The sequence below is a fragment of the Pedobacter duraquae genome (assembly GCF_004362245.1).
GTDB lineage: Bacteria > Bacteroidota > Bacteroidia > Sphingobacteriales > Sphingobacteriaceae > Pedobacter > Pedobacter duraquae.
The window spans coordinates 857588-878312 of sequence record NZ_SNWM01000002.1 but is presented as its reverse complement, the minus strand read 5'-3'; the positions used below and the strand labels follow the sequence as shown (position 1 = coordinate 878312).

Here is a 20725-nt window from a genome sequence, read left to right as displayed (position 1 = left end):
AAGCCCCCAAAAAGTTAATACTTTTTGGGGGCTAGTTCAAAATCAGGGCTATATTATCTCAATAAATTCTTCCAGCTTACCTTGCTTGAAATCAGCTGCTCCAGATCTTTGATCTCGATCCTTTGCTGCTCCATGGTATCGCGATGGCGAATAGTAACCGTATTGTCTTCCAACGTTTGATGATCTATAGTAAGGCAAAACGGTGTGCCTATTGCATCCTGTCTGCGGTATCGTTTACCGATGGCATCCTTCTCCTCATAAACGCAGTTGAAATCAAGTTTTAAGCTGTTCATGATTTCCCGTGCTTTCTCAGGTAGGCCGTCTTTTTTAGTCAATGGGAATATAGCAACCTTAACAGGTGCTAAACAAGGGTGTAGCCTCAACAAGGTTCTGCTATCTTGTTTTTCACCATCGCTCAAATCCTGCTCTTCGAAGGCATTGATCATGGTCAGCAAGAACATACGATCCAAACCAATAGAGGTTTCGATTACATAAGGAATATAGTTCCCATAAGGTTTTCCTTCAGCATTCAGATCATTATCAAAATATTGCATCTTTTTACCGGAAAACTCCTGATGCTGTGAAAGATCGAAGTCTGTACGACTGTGGATACCTTCTACCTCTTTAAATCCAAATGGGAATTCAAACTCAATATCTGTAGCAGCATTGGCGTAATGCGCTAATTTTGCGTGATCATGATAGCGGTATTTAGCTTCATCTGTGCCCAGGGCAAGATGCCATTTTAAGCGTGCCTCTTTCCAGTATGCGAACCATTTTTCATCCTCACCTGGACGAACGAAAAATTGCATTTCCATCTGTTCAAATTCACGCATACGCATGATAAACTGACGTGCAATAACTTCATTTCTGAAAGCTTTACCAATCTGCGCAATACCGAAAGGAATTTTCATCCGGCCCGACTTCTGTACATTCAGGAAATTCACAAAAATACCCTGTGCTGTTTCCGGACGTAGGTAAACTTCATCAGAGCCTTCGGCCATAGCACCAAACTGGGTGCTGAACATGAGGTTAAACTGACGCACCTCTGTCCAGTTTTTGGTGCCGCTAACAGGGCATGCAATCTCGTGTTCTTCGATTAATGCTTTCAGTTGAGGCAAGTTTTCTGCCTTTAAGGCGTCATCCATGTCAGATTGAAGTTTTGCAGCTTTATCCGTTTTTCCGTCTTTCTCATAACGGGCAATTTTATCTTCCAGTAACTGATCTGCACGATACCGTTTTTTGGAGTCTTTATTGTCGATCATCGGATCGTTAAATCCGTCAACATGTCCACTTGCTTTCCATACTTTCGGATGCATAAAGATCGCAGAGTCAATCCCTACAATGTTTTCGTGCATCTGCACCATGGCTTTCCACCAATACGTTTTAATATTGTTCTTCAACTCAGCGCCAAGCTGCCCGTAATCGTATACAGCACTCAGCCCGTCATAGATTTCGCTGCTCTGGAATACAAACCCGTATTCCTTCGCATGTGAGATTACATTTTTAAATTGTTCGTCGTTATTAGTTTTAGCCATAATATTGCAAATATAGAAAGTTGGGCTTACTTTTGAACATGAAACAATTCAATCTTTTCGTAATTGCATTGGGCTTCGTTTGTTTTTCAGCAACGGCCCAGCAGAAACACTACCTTTCTTTTAGGAACGAAACTGAACTTCGTACTTTTTTGGATGGTAAAAGAGCCACTTATCCACTGATTAGTGCGCACAGAGGTGGTCCAATGAAAGGCTTTCCGGAAAACTGCATCGAAACGTTTGAAAATGCCACTAGCTACCAACCGGTGATTATAGAGTTTGATGTTGCTCTGAGCAAAGATTCTGCACTCGTTATCATGCACGATGATAAACTTGACCGAACTAGCAATGGAACCGGACAGATTGGATCATATACCTATGCAGAACTGCAGAAAGTGCGCCTCAAAGATGATTTCGGTACAGTAACAGACTATAAAATCCCTACGTTGGAAGAAGTGCTGACTTGGGGTAAAAACAAAGTATTGTTTACTATAGATATAAAAAAAGGGGTACCTTATTCAAAAATTATAGCTGCTGTGCGTAAAACCCATGCAGAAAACAATTCGATTATCATCACCTACAATGCTAATCAGGCTGCAGAGGTTCACCAGCTTGCGCCTGACCTGATGATCTCGGCTTCTGCGCGCAGCATTGCCGATGTCGAACGATTAAATACTATGGGTGTTCCTAATGATAGGATTGTAGCTTTTGTGGGGACATCTGCACCAGATAAAGCCGTTTACGAATACTTGCACAGCAAAGGAATAGTATGTATTCTGGGGACCATGGGCAACTTAGATAAAAGTGCAGCAGCAAATCCGGATAAAAAAGTTTATTATAACCTGATTGCCGACGGCGCGGATATCCTTTCTTCAGATGAGCTGGCGGCGGCTGGAAAAGAGCTGGATCAGTACCGTAAAGACAAAAAAATAAGTACTCCAAACTTAAAAATTAAGTAATTGAGCATTAAAGTTCAGGGCCTCTCCAAGACCTACGCAAAGCAAACGGCAGTTAACAATATCAGCTTCACAGCAAATTCAGGCAGGATTGTTGGTTTTCTCGGGCCTAATGGCGCCGGTAAATCTACTACGATGAAAATGCTTACGGGTTATCTTCAGCCCAGCGCAGGATCTGTTGAGCTCTGCGGCCTTGATGTGCAGGCACAACCCGTAGCTATTAAAAAGCTTATGGGATACCTTCCTGAACATACACCACTCTATACAGATATGTATGTTCAGGAATTTTTATCTTTTGTTGCCAGTACCTATGGCTTGCAAAATGCAGATGAAAAGGTAAAACAAACCATTCAGAAAGTAGGCCTGCAGGCAGAGCAGCATAAAAAGATCGCTATGCTTTCTAAAGGGTATAAACAGCGTGTTGGTCTAGCACAGGCAATTATTCATGATCCACAGGTGCTGATTCTGGATGAGCCCACTTCTGGATTGGATCCCAACCAACTCACTGATATCCGTACACTCATTAAAACGCTGGGCAAGGACAAAACAGTAATTCTTTCGACGCATATTATGCAGGAGGTTGAAGCCTTATGCGATGATGTCATTATTCTACATCAGGGAAAAATCGTGGCGAACCAGAGTCTGGATAGCCTTAAAAACGAACAGGGAGATTTTTCGCTGGAACAGATCTTCAGAAAACTCACGGCTTCAACAACGAATTAGGGCCATCGCCTTTCTCATTTCTACGGAATTAGCTAACTTCGACACTATATTCAATTGCATGTACGCAGTATTTAAAAGAGAACTCTTCAGCCTGCTCAATTCACTTATGGCCTATATCACCATAGGGGTATTCCTGCTTGCAGCAGGACTTTTGCTCTGGTTTTTTCCAGACACTTCCATATTGGACTATGGCTATGCGGACTTGAACGGCTTTTTCAGCCTTGTTCCCTTTCTCTTCCTTTTCCTGATCCCGGCCATCACCATGCGCGCCTTTGCAGAGGAACGACGCGAAGGAACCTATATTTTATTGGCCTCAAGACCACTTACCGACTGGCAGATCATTTTAGGTAAGTATTTTGCCTGCCTGCTGATTGTTGCCTTTGCGCTGCTGCCCACATTAATCTATGTATATAGTGTCTATCAGCTTGGTTTGCCTCAGGGTAACCTTGATAGCGGTGCCACCATAGGTGCTTATATCGGGCTGATGTTTCTTGGTGCTGCTTTTACTGCGATCGGTATATTTCTTTCTTCAGTTACCAAAAACCAGGTAGTAGCTTTTGCTATCGCTGTTTTTATTTGCTTCATTGCCTACTCAGGGTTTGACGCGGTTGCTAAAATAGAAGGCCTGAGTTTCCTGGAAAGCAGCTTGTCGTTTTTGAGCATTAATGCACATTACACTTCTGTGAGCAGAGGCGTTCTGGATACAAGGGATCTAGTATACTTTATCAGCATGATAGCGTTGTTCCTTGGTTTAACACGATACGCGTTAGGAGGTAGAAAATGGTAAAGTTTAATAAACCAATGCCTGCATTGATCGTATTGCTGAGTGTAATTGCAGTGCTAAACCTCATTTCGACCAGATATTATACGCGTTTTGACTTAACAACAGACCATCGGTTTACCCTTACCAAGCAGTCAAAAAAGATGTTGGATGCACCAGGAAGCGAAATTACGGTTACGGTTTTCCTGAACGGGGAGCTGCCGGCAGCTTTCAAGCGCCTGAAAAATGCAACAGGGGATCTTTTGGCCGACTATGCTGCGATATCGAAAGCTAAAATTAATGTAGTTTTCGAAGACCCACTTTCTGGTGTTGCACTAAATGCCCAGGATACTGTCATCAATCAGCTGTATGCGCTAGGTATTGAGCCAACTACGTTAAATATAAAAAATGACAATGGCTTTGCCCAGAAAACAATATTCCCAATGGCAATGATTGTTGCCAACGGCCGGCAGATTCCAGTTAAACTCCTGGGCAACCTGGACGCTTCAGGTAATTATGAAGATAATATTAATAACAGCATCCAGAATTTAGAATATAGTTTTACAGCTGCATTCCGGAAAGTCATTACTGGAGATAATCCCAGGATAGGTTTTACAGAAGGGAACGGCGAACTTTCTGACCTCCAGCTCAGTGATGCAATCCGCTCCTTATCTAGTACCTACGAAGTGGGTCGTGTAAATCTGGATCAGATTGATAAGGCGGGCCTGGATAAGCTGAAATTGCTATTCATCACCAAACCTCAAACAGAATTTAGTGAGGCCCAAAAGTATAAGCTCAACTATTTCATCATGCAGGGTGGAAGGGTAGTGTGGAGCGTCGATCAGGTGAGTGCTGATCTTGACAGCCTGAGCGGAAAATCTGAGCAGCTTGCCTTCAACAAAAAGCTTAATCTAGACGATATGCTTTTTACTTATGGAGCAAGGATCAATTACAATCTCTTAGCTGATGCGAATTGTGTAGAGATTCCACTTGCTATGGGTGGGGGCGCACAGAATCAGATTCAGCTGGCACCATGGATATTTTATCCAATCCTAATGCCTGCAACTACCACTAAGCTGGTGAAAAATATTGATGGTATACGCAGCGAATTTGTTAGTACCGTGGATACCATTGGGGTAAAGGGGGTTAGAAAAACACCAATTCTTTATTCTTCACAATACAATAAGGTATTTCAGGCGCCAACATTGTTGGCGCTCCAAATGATAGCAAATCAGCCCGATCCCCGTGAATATTCAAATACACCACAGGTGACTGCTGTTTTGCTCGAAGGTAACTTCAGTTCTCTATTCCTTAACAGACCGTTACCACAGGGTATAACTACACCATATACAAATGTCACAAGTAGTAAGCCTGGTAAATTAATTGTCATTGGAGATGGTGATGTGTTCAAAAACCAAGTTAGCGCTAACGATAATTCTCCTTTTCCTTTAGGTTTTGACCGCTACACACAAAGAAATTATGGTAACAAGGCACTGTTACTTAATATTGCTGACTACCTTTCGAATGATGATAACCTGATCGAACTGAGGAATAAAGACATCAGGATCAGACTACTTGACAAAGAGAAAATTCGTGCAGGTAAACTTAAATGGCAGCTCATCAATATGGGGACTCCCTTATTGGTGTTAATATTTTTTGGAATTTTTCAACATTATTACCGCAAGCACAAGTATGCAAGGTAATTTTTATATTTTTGAGACTGATAAGATCATTATATGAGATTCATAGTATCCACTTCTACACTGTTAAAACATTTACAAACAGTAAACGGCGCTTCAAGCAGCAGTACTGTTCTGCCTATTTTGGAAAATTTCCTTTTTGAAATTAAAGAGGGAAACTTAACAATTTCTGCAACTGATTTACAGACCAGTATGACTACCTCTTTACCCGTAGAGTCTAAAGAAGGCGGTAAGGTAGCTGTCCCAGCCAGGATTTTACTGGATACTTTGAAAACACTTCCAGATCAGCCTATCTCGTTTAATATCGATGATAGCTCGTTCATTATTGAAATTAGCGCTGGCGATGGAAAATATAAATTAAGTGGGGAAAATGGTGATGATTTCCCTAAAATTCCCGTAGTAGATAACGCTTCATCAGTAAACTTGCCTGCTTCTGTTCTTACTGAAGCCATAACCAAAACAATTTTTGCAGTAAGCAACGATGAACTCCGTCCAGCTATGACAGGCGTTTTTTGTCAGTTGTCGGATCAACATATTACTTTTGTAGCTACTGATGCGCACAAATTGGTGCGTTATAGACGTAAAGACAGTAAAGCTGATAAAACCACATCGTTTATCCTGCCAAAAAAAGCCTTGACATTACTAAAAGCTGCTTTGCCTTCTAGCGACATCAACGTGTCTGTAGATTATAATGCAACAAGCGCATTCTTTAAATTTGAAAACATCAATTTAGTTTGTCGCCTGATCGACGAGCGTTATCCAGACTATGAAGCAGTTATTCCGGCTAATAACCCTAATAAACTAATAATAGATCGTGCTTTATTCTTAAATACTTTAAGACGTGTTGTGATTTTTGCTAACAAAACCACCCATCAGGTGCGGCTAAAAATCAATGGTAGTGAGTTGAATATTTCTTCGGAAGATCTTGACTTCGCCAACGAAGCACATGAGCGCTTAAGCTGCCAATATGAAGGTGAAGATCTGGAAATTGGCTTTAATGCACGGTTCCTGATTGAGATGCTAAGTAATCTATCTGGGGAGGAAGTAACTTTAGAACTTTCTACACCAAACAGAGCCGGACTATTGATTCCGCAAACCAACGATGAGAACGAGGATGTACTGATGTTAGTTATGCCAGTGATGCTGAATAACTACAACTAAATAATTAAAATATTGAATGAGATGGCTTGATTTTTGATCAAGCCATCTTTTGTTTTGTATCATCCCTAATCGTACACAAATGAACACAAAAACGTACTTAAAACTCAAAAACAACTGGATTTTGATCTGTTCAATTGCATTGTTGACCATTCTTGGTGGATGCGCTAAAACTAGCGACCCAATAGTTGTGGAAGGAACGGCAAAACTTAGAATAGCTAATGGTCTGCCAGGATCGGCTCCCCAGGATTTTTATCTCAACACAAACAAAATAGCTACAAATCTCGCGTTTGGAGAAAGTCTGGCTTATCAAACAGTAACCTCAGGAACGGTAAACTTATTTTATACAGCAACTGGAACACAAAATGTAAACGCTAGCTTGGGTGCATATCTACAAACAGACCAATCCTACACAGTGTTTTATGCCCGTAGCTCAGCAGGTCAGAACGGAATTTTAGGTTTACAAGACGACACAAATGCACCTCAGGCGGGCAGAGCCTCAGTGAGATTCATTAATCTGAATGCGTCTTCTACGGCAACAATAAATATAAGCGTGCTTAATGGAAGTCAGTTAATTTCAGGACTTGCAGAAAATGCCCCATCTGTGTCTTACGCCATTGATCCAGCTATTGCGCTTACTGCAACATTTACAGGAACAACAACGTTGCTCACTGTTCCCGCAGGAACATTTGTTGCCGGCAAATCATATATAGTATGGTTTACAGGAACAACAGCTGCAGATTTTGCAACACATATTATTACAACTTAGTTATTAGCGTACGGCCTCAAGCCAGGCGTTGGACATGAGCGCGGCGCCTGCTAAACTAGGATGCACCCCGTCAGTAGTCCAATAAGATCCTGGTTTGACCTGAGTCGCCTTGTCAAATATTGATTGGTAAGGGATAAAACCTGTATTAAACTGATCTGATAAATCTCTGGCCACTTGCCTGAACTTATTAAACTCCGGATACCAACTGTCGTCAACTTCTTTAACCCCCCTTAGCGCGAAAGGTTCGCCGATAATAACCTTTACTTCAGGTAATGATTTAAATGTAAGTTCCAGTAACGCCTTAAAATCATTGTGGTATGTCTCAATTGTGCCCGTATACGCGTGTTTATTAGTAGCCCAGTAATCATTTACCCCAATCAGGATACTCAGTACACTGGGTTTTAATTGCAAGCACTCTGCCTCCCAGCGATCACGCAGTTGAAAAACTTTGTCGCCGCTAATTCCTCGATTAAAAAACGTAAGATTCTTTTCAGGATGTTTGAGTAATAATTTGGATGCCGATAGCATGGCATAGCCAGAGCCCATACCTGTGGTCGTATTCGGCAATACTACTTTCTTACTGCGCCCTGCATCTGTAATGGAATCTCCTTGAAAAAGGATAATGTCTCCAGTGTTAATCCTAACTTGCTTTCCTGCAGCTTCTTTGAAGGCCGATTTTGCCAGTTGTGGCAAAGTGATACCTGCAAGGGTAGATAATCCGGCGATCTTAAGGAATGATCTGCGACTGTTCATATCAATAAATAATAGTGTTGTTCAGGGGTAAATATAATAGATTTTAACTATCGAAGATAGAATTAAATGATTGTGATTCTTCCTTCTAAAATCATAATTTTATAATAAACATATACCTCCGGGTTTAAATAACTACTTAACAATAAAGAATATAAAATGGAAGACGGATCAAACGATATCAGCAAATGCCCATTTCACAATGGCAGCATGAAGAATACTGCAGGTGGTGGTGGTACCAGAAATAACGACTGGTGGCCAAATCAATTAAAATTGAGTATTCTGCGCCAGCATTCTAATTTGTCTAACCCGATGGAGGATGACTTTAATTACGCAGAGGCTTTTAAAACGCTGGATCTGGATGCTGTAAAGGCCGATCTTCATGCATTAATGACAGATTCGCAAGACTGGTGGCCAGCAGATTTTGGTCACTATGGAGGTCTGTTTGTGAGGATGGCTTGGCACAGTGCCGGAACGTATCGCGTAGGAGATGGCCGCGGTGGCGCCGGAGCCGGACTTCAACGTTTCGCGCCGCTTAATAGCTGGCCCGACAACGTAAGTTTAGATAAAGCGCGCAGACTGCTGTGGCCGATTAAACAAAAATACGGTCGTAAAATATCCTGGGCAGATTTAATCGTCCTTACAGGAAATATAGCACTCGAATCAATGGAGTTCAAAACCTTTGGTTTTGCCGGTGGTCGTGAAGATGTATGGGAAGCCGACGAATCGGTATATTGGGGATCTGAAACTACCTGGCTGGGCGGTGATATCCGCTACGCACATGGATCTGAGGGCGTAGTTGAAGGACATGGTGTCTTGGTTTCTGATGATGATGCCGATGGGGATATCCATTCCCGTAACCTGGAGAAACCTCTTGCTGCAGTTCAAATGGGATTGATCTATGTAAACCCGGAAGGACCGGATGGAAATCCTGATCCTGTTGCTGCCGCAAGAGATATTCGTGACACCTTTGGCCGTATGGCCATGAATGACGAAGAAACTGTTGCCCTGATCGCAGGAGGCCATAGTTTTGGTAAAACGCATGGTGCTGCATCTGCAGATCATGTGGGTAAAGAACCGGAGGCTGTTGATGTAGATGCTCAGGGTCTGGGCTGGAGCAATAGTTACGGATCTGGTAAAGGTGCCGACACAATTACAAGTGGTCTTGAAGTAACCTGGACTAAAACGCCAACTAAATGGAGCAATAATTTCTTCGAGAACTTGTTTGGATTTGAATGGGAACTAACCAAAAGTCCAGCCGGTGCGCATCAGTGGGTAGCTAAAGATGCTGAAGCGATTATCCCTCATGCTTTTGACAGCTCGAAAAAACAATTGCCAACAATGCTGACAACGGATCTTTCCCTGAGACTGGATCCGGAATATGAAAAAATATCAAGAAGATTCCTGGAAAATCCGGATCAGTTTGCTGATGCCTTTGCCCGTGCCTGGTATAAGTTAACACACCGTGATATGGGGCCGAAAGAAAGATATCTGGGGCCTGATGTACCACAAGAAGAACTGCTTTGGCAGGATCCGATCCCTGCGGTAGATCATGCTTTGATTGATGATAATGATGTGTCAGCGCTAAAAGCTAAAATACTGGCTTCTGGTCTCTCAATAGCGGAACTGGTTTCAACAGCCTGGGCCTCGGCCTCTACGTTCAGAGGATCTGATAAACGTGGTGGTGCTAACGGTGCACGCATTCGCTTATATCCTCAAAAAGACTGGAAGGTAAATAACCCTGCACAGCTTCAGAAAGTATTGGGTGTATTAGAAGGTATACAGCATGATTTCAATGGTGCCCAGTTTGGTGGCAAGAACGTTTCTCTGGCAGATTTAATTGTTCTTGCAGGTTCTGCCGCGGTAGAAAAGGCAGCTCAGGATGCTGGAAATTCAATTACTGTACCTTTTGCTGCAGGCCGTATGGATGCTTCGCAAGCGCAGACAGATGTAGAATCTTTTAGCTATCTGGAGCCTGCTGCTGATGGTTTCCGCAATTACCGGAAAGCAAGACTGACCGTGTCAACTGAAGAGCTATTGATAGATAAAGCACATTTGTTGACCTTAACTGCTCCGGAATTAACCGTCTTATTCGGTGGACTGCGTGTACTTGATGTCAATTTTGATGGATCTAAAAATGGCGTTTTCACACAGCGCCCTGGTCAGTTAACCAACGATTTCTTTGTAAACCTGCTGGATATGAACACTGCATGGAAAGCAACCGGTCCAGATAAAGAATTATACCTTGGTACGGACCGCACAACTGGTCAGCCAAAATGGACTGCAACGCGTGCCGATCTGGTATTCGGTTCCAATTCAGAACTAAGGGCAGTTGCTGAAGTTTATGGAAGCTCAGATGCACAGGATAAATTCGTTAAAGCTTTTGTGAAGGTTTGGACTAAAGTGATGAACCTGGACAGATTTGATCTGAAGACTAAATAATAACTAAGCTAGTTAAATGTAAAACGGGCACCGGATTAATCTGGTGCCCGTTTTTTTTACTTAAGTTAAAGCTATTGCTTTGGATGCTTCTCTTTCAGCATGGTTAACATTGTTGGAAAGAAATCGTCAAAGCGGGTGTATTTTTTACCGGGCCCATAATTCGCCGCAATAAATGGCACCAAATCTTCTACATAAATAAAATCATTTGCAGTTTCTTTGGCTACCTGTCTTTTATACTGGCGTTCGGTACGGTAGTTTTTGTACATGTCGCCAACAATAGCGCGTACCATATTTTCATTCAGGCAATACTCCCAGGTACCAATGGTATTCCGCTTCATCCCATCGTCGTCTTTATTAAAGAGGTAAGCAAGTTCATCGATCTCTTTTTTATATTTAATAAAATAGGGATCAAGGAAAATATGACTCCCTTCGTGCCAAACCAGATAGTCAAATCCCTGATATGCAAAAACAGGCTCGTCTTTTTCGGTCGATTTCTCATTGAAATAACCTGTATTGTACACGATGATATTGCCAAATGCAGGATTCATCTTTTTTGTCGCAATAGCATGAGATCCCCAAGAATTTAAAGGATCTATGCAAATGTTCCATTGGGCAGTACCTTTTTTACCGTAAAACTTCTGGAGTTGCTCCATCGTTCCGCTCTTGGCAACCTGTTCGCGAATACCCGAGCCCCACTTCGCATACTTTTCCTGATGCGCCTGGAAAAAAGCCCAGAAATTACTCTCCTTTGCGAAATCCTTGCATAAGGAAAGGTATTCCAACACAGTGTCCTTGCCATATCTTTTATACCAACTCAGATCTTCAGGCTGATAAATCTTGATGTCAGGAAATCCAGTCATGGTATAGCCAAGCTCAGGAAAATCTGAATATACTTTACCCAGGGATTTTACTTTCACAACAGCCGGATGGCTCTTGTATTTTCCGAAATAGTCCATTACCTCTTTACTATAGGTAGAAGGGTTAGGATCAGGGTATTGATCACCAAGAATTTGAATAATGGTAAACAGTTCAATGCCCGGATGAACGTTCACGGTTAAATTGTCCTGACCATAAGTCTTAATAAATGGCAGGCATAGTAAAAGAAGTATAATTGCTTTCTTCATAATTTTTGAATATTGATTTGCTTAACCAAACTTGCGCTTTTGCCTACTACGAACGAAAAGCGATTGATCAATCACCCATCTTTATTGATGAATCGATTATTTTTATTGCTTCCTGATTTATCCCTGAAAAAGGCCGTTTAGTGTAGAGATTTGACTTACTCATATATTACCTGTATTGCTTTAAAGCTGGAACACCTATATTTAAAACATGAAGAAAAAGTACGTTGTCTCGATACATATACTTGTCTGGATAATGATCTGGCTAAATGATTTCCTGCCAAAATTTATTGGAAATACCTCCGCTGCGTTTACGTTCCATCAACCGGGGTCAGTACCTTTGATTCATTATGCATTGGTAAGCCTGGGCTATCTAATCTCCAATATTGTCGTTTTCTACACCATTGCCTACGTAATCGCACCCGCCTTTCTTAAAAAACAGTGGCTACGTGCCAGTCTTTTTCTTTTTCTGTTAATACTCTTTATACCTGTATATCGATTTTTTGCTGAATACAAGGTGATGCTTCCATTGCTGGGTTATGATAATTATTTCGGGAAAATCCCGGATGCCTATTGGTATATCCAAAACAGTATCTTATACACAGTCTATAGTTGTGTTACCTGGGCGTTAATCTATTTCGTAATTAAGGAGTGGTACCATAACAATAAAAGAAAACGGGAACTCGAAAAAGAAAAAATTGCAGCGGAACTTTCTTTTTTACGCTCGCAAGTAAACCCGCATTTTCTTTTTAATGCGATGAACGACATTTATTCCTTAACCCTGACGAAGTCGGATGAAGCGCCCGGAGCTGTTTTGAAATTATCAGAATTGCTCCGGTATATGTTGAGAGAAGGCACCGGCAACCTGGCTCCGCTAGAGCGCGAAATTGATTACCTTTCCAATGTGGTCGAACTTTGGCAAATCGGAGAGAAGGGGAGTAGTTTTGTCGATTTTAAAGTAAGCGGATTGATTACCAACCAGCAAATCGCTCCGCTGATCCTTATTAATTTTGTTGAAAACGCATTTAAACATGGTGTCACCAGGGAAGCGCTCAATCCTGTGCATATAGAAATAGACGTCGATCAGCTGGGCCTATCCTTCCTGATCTTCAACAAAAAAAATACGAACCTCAAGGATAATACCGGAGGTATAGGCCTGGCCAACGTAAAACGAAGACTGGAATTGATTTACCCGGACAGCCATGATTTGGAGATCTCCGATAACGCAGATACTTTTACAGTGAAATTAAGGATTGAATGGAAAAGATAAGATGCGCACTCGTAGATGATAAGCCACTGGCCCTGGATGTGCTGATCGATCATATTTCCAAAATGGCCGATTTGCAGATTTCCATCTCCACTACTAATCCTATGGAGGCTTTAAAAATGGTTATGGACGGTGCAATTGATCTGGTCTTTCTGGATATCCAGATGCCAGAGCTGAGTGGACTGCAGTTTATGAAAATCACTCCCGGTAAATGCAAAATTATTCTAACTACAGCCTATGCAGAATTTGCTTTGGAAGGATTTGAGCACGATGCTATAGATTACCTGCTCAAACCTATATCATTCGAACGCTTCTATAAAGCTGTTTCGAAGGCAAAACACTTTTTTCACACACCAGCAAAGGAAATTCAGATGGTTGCCTTGCAGGCAGAAAGCCCTAAAGGCTTTATTTTTGTTAAAACAGAATATCGACTGGTTAAAATTGACATCTCCGATATCTCTTATGTGGAAGGCATGCAAAACTATGTGGCAATCCATACCAGCTCAGGCAAAATACTATCCCTGCTCAATATCAAAAAGCTGGAAGAGCTGCTTGCCGGAAATGGATTCATCAGGGTACACCGATCGTATTTGTTATCGCTGGCAAAAATAGATAGCGTAGAACGAAGTCGCATCTATATTGGCGAAGCCGTTATTCCTTTAGGCGACTCATTTAGGGATGCTTTCTTTGAAGCGATTGAATCAAGATAAAACGATCTTCATTTTCATAGCCCTTTATTGGCCGGGATTTTATACTTTTGAGGAAAACACATCAAACTTGGAATTTTTAGCACAGTTCCTGGATTTTATCTTGCACATAGATAAACACCTGGAAACCATCATTAGCAGTTATCAAACCTGGACTTACCTGATCCTTTTCCTGATTATTTTTGCAGAAACCGGCTTTGTCGTTACGCCATTCCTTCCAGGAGATTCTTTGCTTTTCGCAATGGGCGCTCTGATCGCTGGTGAAAACACAGGCTTAAGTATCTGGATTATGCTGTTTATCCTGATCATCGCCGCTGTTACAGGAAATATGCTTAATTATAAGTTAGGGAGCATCCTAGGCGTTGCCGTATTTAAACCTGGAAATAGAATACTTAAACTGGAATATTATAATCAGTCACACATGTTCTTCGAGAAACATGGCGGTAAAGCAATCATATTCAGTCGCTTTTTGCCAATTTTCAGAACCATCGCCCCCTTTGTAGCTGGTGTTGCGAAAATGCCTTTCGGCAGATTCTCTTTCTTTAATATCATTGGCGGGGTAGCTTGGATCACCAGCTTGTTGATGGCTGGCTATCTGCTGGGACAGATTCCTGTAGTTAAAAAGAACTTCGATATCGTGATCATTGTAATCGCCGTAGTAACGTTCTTCCCAGCTATTTTTGCTGTTGTCAAATCAAAGTTCGTTAAAAAGAAAGTTACGGAGGACTAGCCCAATGGTTCATGTCGGGCTGCCCTGCATCTATCCAGGCAGAATACCAGAAGCTGGCAATAGCTAATACTGCTGCCGACATCTGTTTTTCGACCATGTTGTTCATGGCGTTGCTGTAAGCAAGCGCATAAGACCTGCTATACTGCTTGAGCAACTTGCCTTTACGTTTCGAAAACTCATATTTTTGCCGCTCTTTAAACCCCAGGCCGGCCTCCATCTTCAATGTGCTGTCTACTAAACTGTGGGTATGACTTACAATAGCCCAACTTTTCTGCAGAGGGCCAGAGATGTATTGTGCCCTGCCCACCAGAAAATTATACCGATCTCCAAATAATTCCGGAATACGGCTTTCCCAAAATGCATGAATACCTGCCTGATTGGTTAATTGTCCATTGTGGTTTTCGGTAGTGTGCAAAGGGACATGTGCGTCGGCGATATAATGGCCTAGATCTGCGGCCGATTTCAATATCTTTGCCGAATCCTGCTCCTCAAAAGCACCTACAAGTCTCAAATAGCTGATATGAATCTGCCAGGGCAGGATGCCCTGAGCATGCAACTTGGATAAACCATATTTCTTCAGGGCATCATTCCATCTCCGTGGGATACTGTCTATGTTACTTTCATATAGTTCTACGTCAAGATAATGACGCGGTGCCTCTAAGGTATCCGCATATCTTCTCATATCGGGATCAACAGCATGTGCACGCAGATAATTGATGTGCGATTTAAAGAATCTCCCCGGCTGGGGAGGTAGACAAAATACCGCTAAGTAATTGATTTGTGTATGGGCATAAAACCCCCAGGAACTACAAAGTAGCCAGATCAATAACATACTTAGCAAGAGTAACAAACCTTTCATCCGTTAAATCTCGCTAAGCGCTGATGAAAAACCTGAAATATTTTACTCGATGCTTTTGCCCTTCATTGCCTGCGATACCGCAATATCCATCAAACGTTCTGCAAATGGGCGGGTAAACTCGTTCAGTTCATCTGCTTTCTTCAGAATGTTGTCCTTAACGCCTTCTCCAAGCGCATCTTTCAAGGCCTGGATGTAAACTGCAGTTTCGGTGATCTCTTCGGCGGTTAGCACAAAACCATTCTTTTTAACAAACCGTTCGGCAGTATAAACCAATTGTTCGCCCTCGCTTCTTGCTTCGATCAGCATGCGCTGCTCCACATCGCTTTTAGCGTGAGTGATAGAATCAATTAACATCTGCTCTACTGTGTCATCCGTTAAACCATAAGAAGGCGTAATGTCGATTTCCTGCTTTACTCCAGAACGTTGTTCGATAGCCTGAATCGTCAAGATACCATCAGCGTTCAGGATGAAATTAATATCAACTTTAGGGAAACCCGCAGGCATCGACGGGATACCTTTCAAATCGAATTCTGCAAGTTTACGGTTCTCAGAAACCAGATCGCGCTCACCCTGGAAAACCGAGATCTTCATATTTACCTGTCCGTCTATAGACGTTGTATATTGTCTTCCTGCTTTTGTTGGCACTTTTGCGTTTCTTGGGATGATCACATCCATTAAGCCACCCATCGTTTCGATCCCCAATGATAAAGGTGTTACGTCGAGCAACAGGATATCCGAACGGTTTCCGGCAAGAATATCTGCCTGGATGGCTGCACCGAGGGCAACAACTTCATCCGGATTGATCTGGTCATGTACATCGCGACCGAAAAATGCCGAAACCTGACTTTTTACATATGGCGTACGGGTAGATCCGCCTACCATAACTACTTCATCTATCGCTTCAACGCTGAGCTTAGCATCACTCAAAGCCTGTTTACAAGCATCCAAGGTCTCTGCAACTTTGGCGGCAATCAATTTTTCAAAGGTGATCTTATCAATTGAACACCAGATCTCGCCCAGCTTTTCGTTAAAAATATTCTGTGTGCTCAATGCTTTTTTGGCTTCCTCAGCTTTCAAACGTAAGCTCTGCATTAATGGAGCATCCTGCTGTAGTGTTGCGGCGTCCAGCTTGTTCTGTTCTATCCAGTAATGTACAATGGCACGGTCAAAATCATCGCCGCCCAAAAAGGTATTACCATTGGTAGCCAACACTTCGAAAATGCCATTTTGAATAGACAGTACGGAAACATCAAAAGTACCGCCCCCCAAATCATAAACTGCAATGGTCTTTTGCACTGTAGGATCCAATCCCAGTCCATAGGCCAGACTCGCTGCTGTAGGCTCGTTCACGATGCGTAAAACATCCAGCCCGGCAAGTTTGCCAGCATCGCGCGTAGCTTGTCGCTGACTGTCATTAAAATAAGCAGGTACCGTGATTACCGCCCGGTTAACCGGAGTTTTTAAAGCATGCTCCGCCCTGGCTTTAAGTTCTTTCAGAATCTCTGCCGACAATTCTATAGGTGTATAAAATTTCCCGCCCGCTTCGATCTTAACCAGCGCCTCAGTATCATCGTCAATTATTTTATAAGAAAAAGTATCCTGATGCGCAGCAACGTCTTTATACGAGCGCCCAAGCAGTCTTTTAACTGAAAATATTGTGTTTGAAGGATCAGTAATCAGGAATTCTTTAGCTTCATTACCCACAACAGTATCGCCCATTGCATTAAAATGGACAACAGAAGGAACGAGCAAACCTTTGCCGGTATCATTGATCACCTGCGGATTCTTATCCGGATTGATAAATGCAACCAAACTATTCGTTGTGCCCAGGTCAATTCCTACAATAATCTCTTCCTGCTGTAATGAACCCGTTGCCAGGTTAATGGATATTTTTGCCATAATGACGCAAATTTAATCAATGTTTGTCCTTATTTTGTTTTAAAGCAGTCATGTTTTGCCTAAAGGCCCGCTTTATTTACAAGTCCTTTTTGTGGATATTGTATAGCCAGATTACGATATCCTGATAACTGTCGATCCCTTTTTTCTGATTGTTCATCTTTAGGAAGCTATCTAAGGCAGTACCCATATAAGCCGACATATCACCATTGTACTTACTCCAGAACTCCCGGTCGCGCCTGAAATCTTTGATCGTTCCGAGATTAATTGTGCTCAAAACTTGTTTATAGCTTTCTGGTGATTTAATCCTGATTTCAAACAATACATTTCTGAGTACATCATAATAACCTGAATACTGAAAGTTCAGATCCTGACTATTGGTAGCAACCATATAACCAATCAGGTTAGCTTCGTCTTCACGTGCTATGCCGAGTTGGTGGGAGATCTCATGACAGGTTACAAAAGGCCGCTCAGTTTGCGGGATTAGCATATTGATATTGGCTTCGCCAGATACTGGCGCATAATAACCCTCGAGACCAATATCTGTGATGAGCTGTTCGCTAATCACGCCTTTTAAAACGGGCTGCCTGTAAATGAAAAATGGGTTCTGAGTCGCCAGATCTTTATAGGATGCTACAGCACCGGCTTGCAATTCTGGCAGTGTATATGGTTTTTTGTTGATAGTCGTACTCAGCGCCCGCCCTCTTTGAACAGTATTGATCCGGTTAATCAGGAATGCAGATAAACGCAGCAATTGTTCGGGTGTATATTTTTCCTGCGAAATACCTAAACGTGTGGTAATGGATGGGCGCGAATAGTTCAATCCCCACAACAACTTAAACGCAACATAGAGGATAAGTATCAGATTTATACTTCGCAAGCCCTGTTGAATCCAGGCCATTTTTTTGAATTTGCCGGCTTTCAATGAAAGATAGGCTCGAAATATTCCCCAGATCAATAAAATGATCAGCAAAAAATAAATAACATCTCCAAGTGAGAAGGGTAGGAGGGAGGATAAGCAGCGAAGAGGTATCGCGATGTACTGATACAGGTGATCAGAATACATGTTTTCCACCAATGGGCCGTTCAGTCCGAATAAGAAGACAAGCAAAGAAATGATCAGCCAGATTACCAGATTCCGCAACGCGCTGCGGTAGCCACGATACCCCTGTTGCATTATCTGTTAAAAGTTAAACGTTTACCCGTCTCGTTGGTCATAAAGCGACCACGCTGATAGGCGAGGTTCCCGGAAACAAAAGTGTGTGTAATTTCCGACTGGAAAGTTTGTCCTTCAAAGGGCGACCAGCCGCATTTGTATAACACATTTTGCCGGGTAACTTTGAAAGGATCATTTAGATTTACCAATACCAGATCTGCCCAGTAGCCTTCGCGGATATAACCTCTGTCGGCAACCTGAAAACAGATAGCCACATTATGTGCTGTTTTTTCAACAATCTTTTCCAATGAGATCTTACCCTGATGGTACATTTCCAGCAAAGCAGGCAAGGCATGCTGCACCAGTGGCCCACCGGATGGAGCCTTGCTATATTCCTGTTCTTTTTCAGCAATGGTATGTGGCGCATGGTCGGTCGCGATGATGTCGATATGATCATCAAGCAGTCCTTTTAAAATAGCATCCTGATCAGCTGCAGTCTTCACCGCAGGATTCCATTTAATCCAGTTGCCCTTAGTAGCATAGTCCTTGTCGTTAAACCATAAATGATGCACGCAGGCTTCAGCCGTGATTCTTTTCTCGGCAAGTGGAGTTTGCGCATCAAAAAGTGCAATCTCCCGGGCAGTAGAAATATGAAGAATATGTAAACGCGTATTAAATTTCTTAGCCAGCTCAACAGCCATCGAAGAAGAGAGGTAGCAGGCTTCAGCACTCCTGATCTTAGGATGCATTTCTATAGTGAGTGCATCACCGTATTCTGCCTTAAAGGCGGCCAGATTTTTCTGTATGGTATGCTCGTCTTCGCAATGCGTAGCTACAAGCATAGGTGCTTCCTTAAATATATTTTCCAACACCTGGGCATTATCGACCAGCATGTTGCCTGTGCTCGAGCCCATAAATACCTTGATGCCGCAAATTGTTGCCGGATCAGTTTTCAAGACTTCTTCCAGGTTATCGTTGGAAGCTCCCATGAAGAAAGAATAGTTCGCCAAAGACATTTCCTGGGCAATAGCATATTTGTCTGCCAGCAGTTTCTGGGTCAATGTATTCGGTACGGTATTTGGCATCTCCATAAAAGAAGTGATGCCACCAGCCACAGCAGCCATGCTTTCAGAGAAAATATCTGCTTTATGCGTTAAGCCCGGCTCCCTGAAATGCACCTGGTCGTCGATCATTCCGGGTAACAAGTGCAGACCTTCCGCATTGATCTCTTGTGCGCCAGGAGCGGAAATACCCTCAGCGATCTTGGCAATTCTGCCATCTTGAATTAACACATCAGCAACGTAGATACGGCCTTCATTTACTAAAGTAGCCGCTTTAATCAGTAAGGTATTCATAACATCAAATCTAAGAAAATCTGGAAAATGGAATGCATAATAAACAAAGAAAGCCCCGTTTAAAGAGCTTTTATGAGACTGTCCAGTTAAAACGCCTGCCATAAGTGGCTGTTCAGCTTTTTCTCCTGTCTCTGATGTTGCTACAAATTTAATCAAAACTTATTTGTTAATCCATATTAATTCACTATTTATCTCGAGCTCTCGAAATCAATGGAACTAGTATATATTTCACGTAATAACTTGTTATCCATCTTATAAAGTATTGAGTGGCCTTCGTTGATCAATACAGCATATTGTCCATCACTTAATCGAAAGTCATCAATCACCATAGCTGTATAAATTGTTGCTTCACAGTTTCGGGCGCTCAGATGGCAAAATCCAATTACAACATTCAAGGTTCCGTTTTCAGTGTCTCTTTGCAAAACTATTCTTAGCGTGTGGGCTGTCTGCTTTTCAGGACTTACGAATGAAAAGTTTCTGACTTGCAATGAATAATATGTTAAATATGATAAAGAGTCCGATGCCAGTTTTAGAATAGTTTTTTCTTCAATTCCAGCTCTTTTTCCCACCCGATCACCAAATTGTAGTCTAACTATGTAGTGCCGGTCGTACCAAATTTCATATTCTAGGTGTACTGACTGTACGTTAACCTTTCTAGCATTTTTTGATCCTTTATTCGGGCCATAGCTAAGCTCATCATTAACTATCCTACCGATAATCCCAGGTTTTATTCGCGGTCTTCTCGCCATTTATTAGTCCTTTATTGTTTACAGATTAATCTATAACAGAAGAACTTAAAAGTCAAGGGGTAGACTATATCACAGTCGTAATATTTCTATATAAC

18 protein-coding genes are annotated in these 20725 nt (G+C 42.2%); 10 read left to right on the top strand and 8 right to left on the bottom strand.

What is annotated here, in order from left to right; all coding sequences use genetic code 11:
- Positions 1–53: 53 nt before the first annotated feature.
- Positions 54–1535 (bottom strand): glycine--tRNA ligase, encoded by a 1482-nt coding sequence (locus tag CLV32_RS09825; RefSeq protein ID WP_133554902.1) that lies wholly within the window; start codon positions 1533–1535, stop codon positions 54–56.
- 38 nt (positions 1536–1573) lie between these two features.
- Here CLV32_RS09825 and CLV32_RS09820 point away from each other — a divergent pair, with 38 nt between their 5' ends.
- The 6 genes from CLV32_RS09820 (at position 1574) to CLV32_RS09795 (ending at position 7598) form a co-directional block, all read left to right on the top strand.
- Positions 1574–2491 carry a glycerophosphodiester phosphodiesterase family protein gene (locus CLV32_RS09820; RefSeq protein ID WP_133554900.1) on the top strand — a complete coding sequence of 306 codons (918 nt, stop codon included), beginning with the start codon at positions 1574–1576 and terminating at the stop codon, positions 2489–2491.
- Complete coding sequence (locus tag CLV32_RS09815; protein ID WP_133554898.1) at positions 2492–3211, top strand: ATP-binding cassette domain-containing protein; 720 nt, start codon at positions 2492–2494, stop codon at positions 3209–3211.
- A 58-nt stretch (positions 3212–3269) separates the two neighbouring features.
- Positions 3270–3998 carry a gliding motility-associated ABC transporter permease subunit GldF gene (gene gldF / locus CLV32_RS09810; RefSeq protein ID WP_133554896.1) on the top strand — a complete coding sequence of 243 codons (729 nt, stop codon included), beginning with the start codon at positions 3270–3272 and terminating at the stop codon, positions 3996–3998.
- Entirely contained in the window at positions 3992–5674 is a 1683-nt protein-coding gene (gene gldG, locus CLV32_RS09805) for a gliding motility-associated ABC transporter substrate-binding protein GldG (protein WP_133554895.1), read from the top strand. The genes gldF and gldG overlap by 7 nt, the downstream gene beginning before the upstream one ends.
- A gap of 33 nt (positions 5675–5707) precedes the next feature.
- Complete coding sequence (gene dnaN / locus CLV32_RS09800; RefSeq protein WP_133554893.1) at positions 5708–6832, top strand: DNA polymerase III subunit beta; 1125 nt, start codon at positions 5708–5710, stop codon at positions 6830–6832.
- A gap of 79 nt (positions 6833–6911) precedes the next feature.
- On the top strand, positions 6912–7598 hold the full coding sequence (locus CLV32_RS09795; protein WP_133554891.1) for a DUF4397 domain-containing protein: 687 nt from the start codon (positions 6912–6914) through the stop codon (positions 7596–7598).
- 3 nt (positions 7599–7601) lie between these two features.
- On the opposite strand, the gene CLV32_RS09790 is transcribed toward CLV32_RS09795, so the two are convergent.
- Entirely contained in the window at positions 7602–8351 is a 750-nt protein-coding gene (locus tag CLV32_RS09790; protein ID WP_133554889.1) for an SGNH/GDSL hydrolase family protein, read from the bottom strand.
- A 156-nt stretch (positions 8352–8507) separates the two neighbouring features.
- Between CLV32_RS09790 and katG the strand changes: the two genes are divergently transcribed.
- Positions 8508–10790 carry a catalase/peroxidase HPI gene (gene katG / locus CLV32_RS09785; protein ID WP_133554887.1) on the top strand — a complete coding sequence of 761 codons (2283 nt, stop codon included), beginning with the start codon at positions 8508–8510 and terminating at the stop codon, positions 10788–10790.
- A 71-nt stretch (positions 10791–10861) separates the two neighbouring features.
- Here katG and CLV32_RS09780 read toward each other — a convergent pair whose 3' ends face one another.
- Complete coding sequence (locus CLV32_RS09780; RefSeq protein WP_133554885.1) at positions 10862–11914, bottom strand: DUF4932 domain-containing protein; 1053 nt, start codon at positions 11912–11914, stop codon at positions 10862–10864.
- A gap of 208 nt (positions 11915–12122) precedes the next feature.
- On the opposite strand from CLV32_RS09780, the gene CLV32_RS09775 reads away from it, so the two are divergent.
- The 3 genes from CLV32_RS09775 to CLV32_RS09765 all read left to right on the top strand — a co-directional run bounded on the left by CLV32_RS09775 (position 12123) and on the right by CLV32_RS09765 (position 14615).
- Positions 12123–13181 (top strand): sensor histidine kinase, encoded by a 1059-nt coding sequence (locus CLV32_RS09775; RefSeq protein WP_133554883.1) that lies wholly within the window; start codon positions 12123–12125, stop codon positions 13179–13181.
- On the top strand, positions 13169–13888 hold the full coding sequence (locus CLV32_RS09770; protein ID WP_133554881.1) for a LytR/AlgR family response regulator transcription factor: 720 nt from the start codon (positions 13169–13171) through the stop codon (positions 13886–13888). Before CLV32_RS09775 ends, CLV32_RS09770 begins: the two co-directional genes overlap by 13 nt.
- 67 nt (positions 13889–13955) lie before the next feature.
- Entirely contained in the window at positions 13956–14615 is a 660-nt protein-coding gene (locus CLV32_RS09765) for a VTT domain-containing protein (protein WP_133554879.1), read from the top strand.
- Here CLV32_RS09765 and CLV32_RS09760 read toward each other — a convergent pair.
- The 5 genes from CLV32_RS09760 to CLV32_RS09740 form a co-directional block, all read right to left on the bottom strand.
- A complete protein-coding gene (locus CLV32_RS09760) occupies positions 14602–15474 on the bottom strand; it encodes a zinc dependent phospholipase C family protein (protein ID WP_133554876.1) in 873 nt (290 codons plus the stop codon). The two genes, CLV32_RS09765 and CLV32_RS09760, sit on opposite strands and share 14 nt — an antisense overlap.
- Positions 15475–15516: 42 nt before the next feature.
- Positions 15517–17373 carry a Fe-S protein assembly chaperone HscA gene (gene hscA, locus CLV32_RS09755; protein WP_133554874.1) on the bottom strand — a complete coding sequence of 619 codons (1857 nt, stop codon included), beginning with the start codon at positions 17371–17373 and terminating at the stop codon, positions 15517–15519.
- 76 nt (positions 17374–17449) lie between these two features.
- On the bottom strand, positions 17450–18547 hold the full coding sequence (locus tag CLV32_RS09750; protein ID WP_133554872.1) for a DUF3810 domain-containing protein: 1098 nt from the start codon (positions 18545–18547) through the stop codon (positions 17450–17452).
- Complete coding sequence (locus tag CLV32_RS09745; RefSeq protein ID WP_133555579.1) at positions 18547–19881, bottom strand: dihydroorotase; 1335 nt, start codon at positions 19879–19881, stop codon at positions 18547–18549. The genes CLV32_RS09750 and CLV32_RS09745 overlap by 1 nt, the downstream gene beginning before the upstream one ends.
- A gap of 188 nt (positions 19882–20069) precedes the next feature.
- Positions 20070–20630, bottom strand: coding sequence for a hypothetical protein (locus CLV32_RS09740; protein ID WP_133554870.1), 561 nt, complete (start codon positions 20628–20630; stop codon positions 20070–20072).
- Between the last annotated feature and the right edge of the window lie 95 nt (positions 20631–20725).

What these genes read in the sequence shown, in the direction of transcription:
- CLV32_RS09825 (WP_133554902.1), bottom strand. Translation starts at nt 1,535, where the DNA reads ATGGCTAAAACTAATAACGACGAACAATTTAAAAATGTAATCTCACAT.
- CLV32_RS09820 (WP_133554900.1), top strand. Translation starts at nt 1,574, where the DNA reads ATGAAACAATTCAATCTTTTCGTAATTGCATTGGGCTTCGTTTGTTTT.
- gldF (WP_133554896.1), top strand. Translation starts at nt 3,270, where the DNA reads ATGTACGCAGTATTTAAAAGAGAACTCTTCAGCCTGCTCAATTCACTT.
- gldG (WP_133554895.1), top strand. Translation starts at nt 3,992, where the DNA reads ATGGTAAAGTTTAATAAACCAATGCCTGCATTGATCGTATTGCTGAGT.
- dnaN (WP_133554893.1), top strand. Translation starts at nt 5,708, where the DNA reads ATGAGATTCATAGTATCCACTTCTACACTGTTAAAACATTTACAAACA.
- CLV32_RS09795 (WP_133554891.1), top strand. Translation starts at nt 6,912, where the DNA reads ATGAACACAAAAACGTACTTAAAACTCAAAAACAACTGGATTTTGATC.
- CLV32_RS09790 (WP_133554889.1), bottom strand. Translation starts at nt 8,351, where the DNA reads ATGAACAGTCGCAGATCATTCCTTAAGATCGCCGGATTATCTACCCTT.
- katG (WP_133554887.1), top strand. Translation starts at nt 8,508, where the DNA reads ATGGAAGACGGATCAAACGATATCAGCAAATGCCCATTTCACAATGGC.
- CLV32_RS09780 (WP_133554885.1), bottom strand. Translation starts at nt 11,914, where the DNA reads ATGAAGAAAGCAATTATACTTCTTTTACTATGCCTGCCATTTATTAAG.
- CLV32_RS09775 (WP_133554883.1), top strand. Translation starts at nt 12,123, where the DNA reads ATGAAGAAAAAGTACGTTGTCTCGATACATATACTTGTCTGGATAATG.
- CLV32_RS09770 (WP_133554881.1), top strand. Translation starts at nt 13,169, where the DNA reads ATGGAAAAGATAAGATGCGCACTCGTAGATGATAAGCCACTGGCCCTG.
- CLV32_RS09760 (WP_133554876.1), bottom strand. Translation starts at nt 15,474, where the DNA reads ATGAAAGGTTTGTTACTCTTGCTAAGTATGTTATTGATCTGGCTACTT.
- hscA (WP_133554874.1), bottom strand. Translation starts at nt 17,373, where the DNA reads ATGGCAAAAATATCCATTAACCTGGCAACGGGTTCATTACAGCAGGAA.
- CLV32_RS09750 (WP_133554872.1), bottom strand. Translation starts at nt 18,547, where the DNA reads ATGCAACAGGGGTATCGTGGCTACCGCAGCGCGTTGCGGAATCTGGTA.
- CLV32_RS09745 (WP_133555579.1), bottom strand. Translation starts at nt 19,881, where the DNA reads ATGAATACCTTACTGATTAAAGCGGCTACTTTAGTAAATGAAGGCCGT.
- CLV32_RS09740 (WP_133554870.1), bottom strand. Translation starts at nt 20,630, where the DNA reads ATGGCGAGAAGACCGCGAATAAAACCTGGGATTATCGGTAGGATAGTT.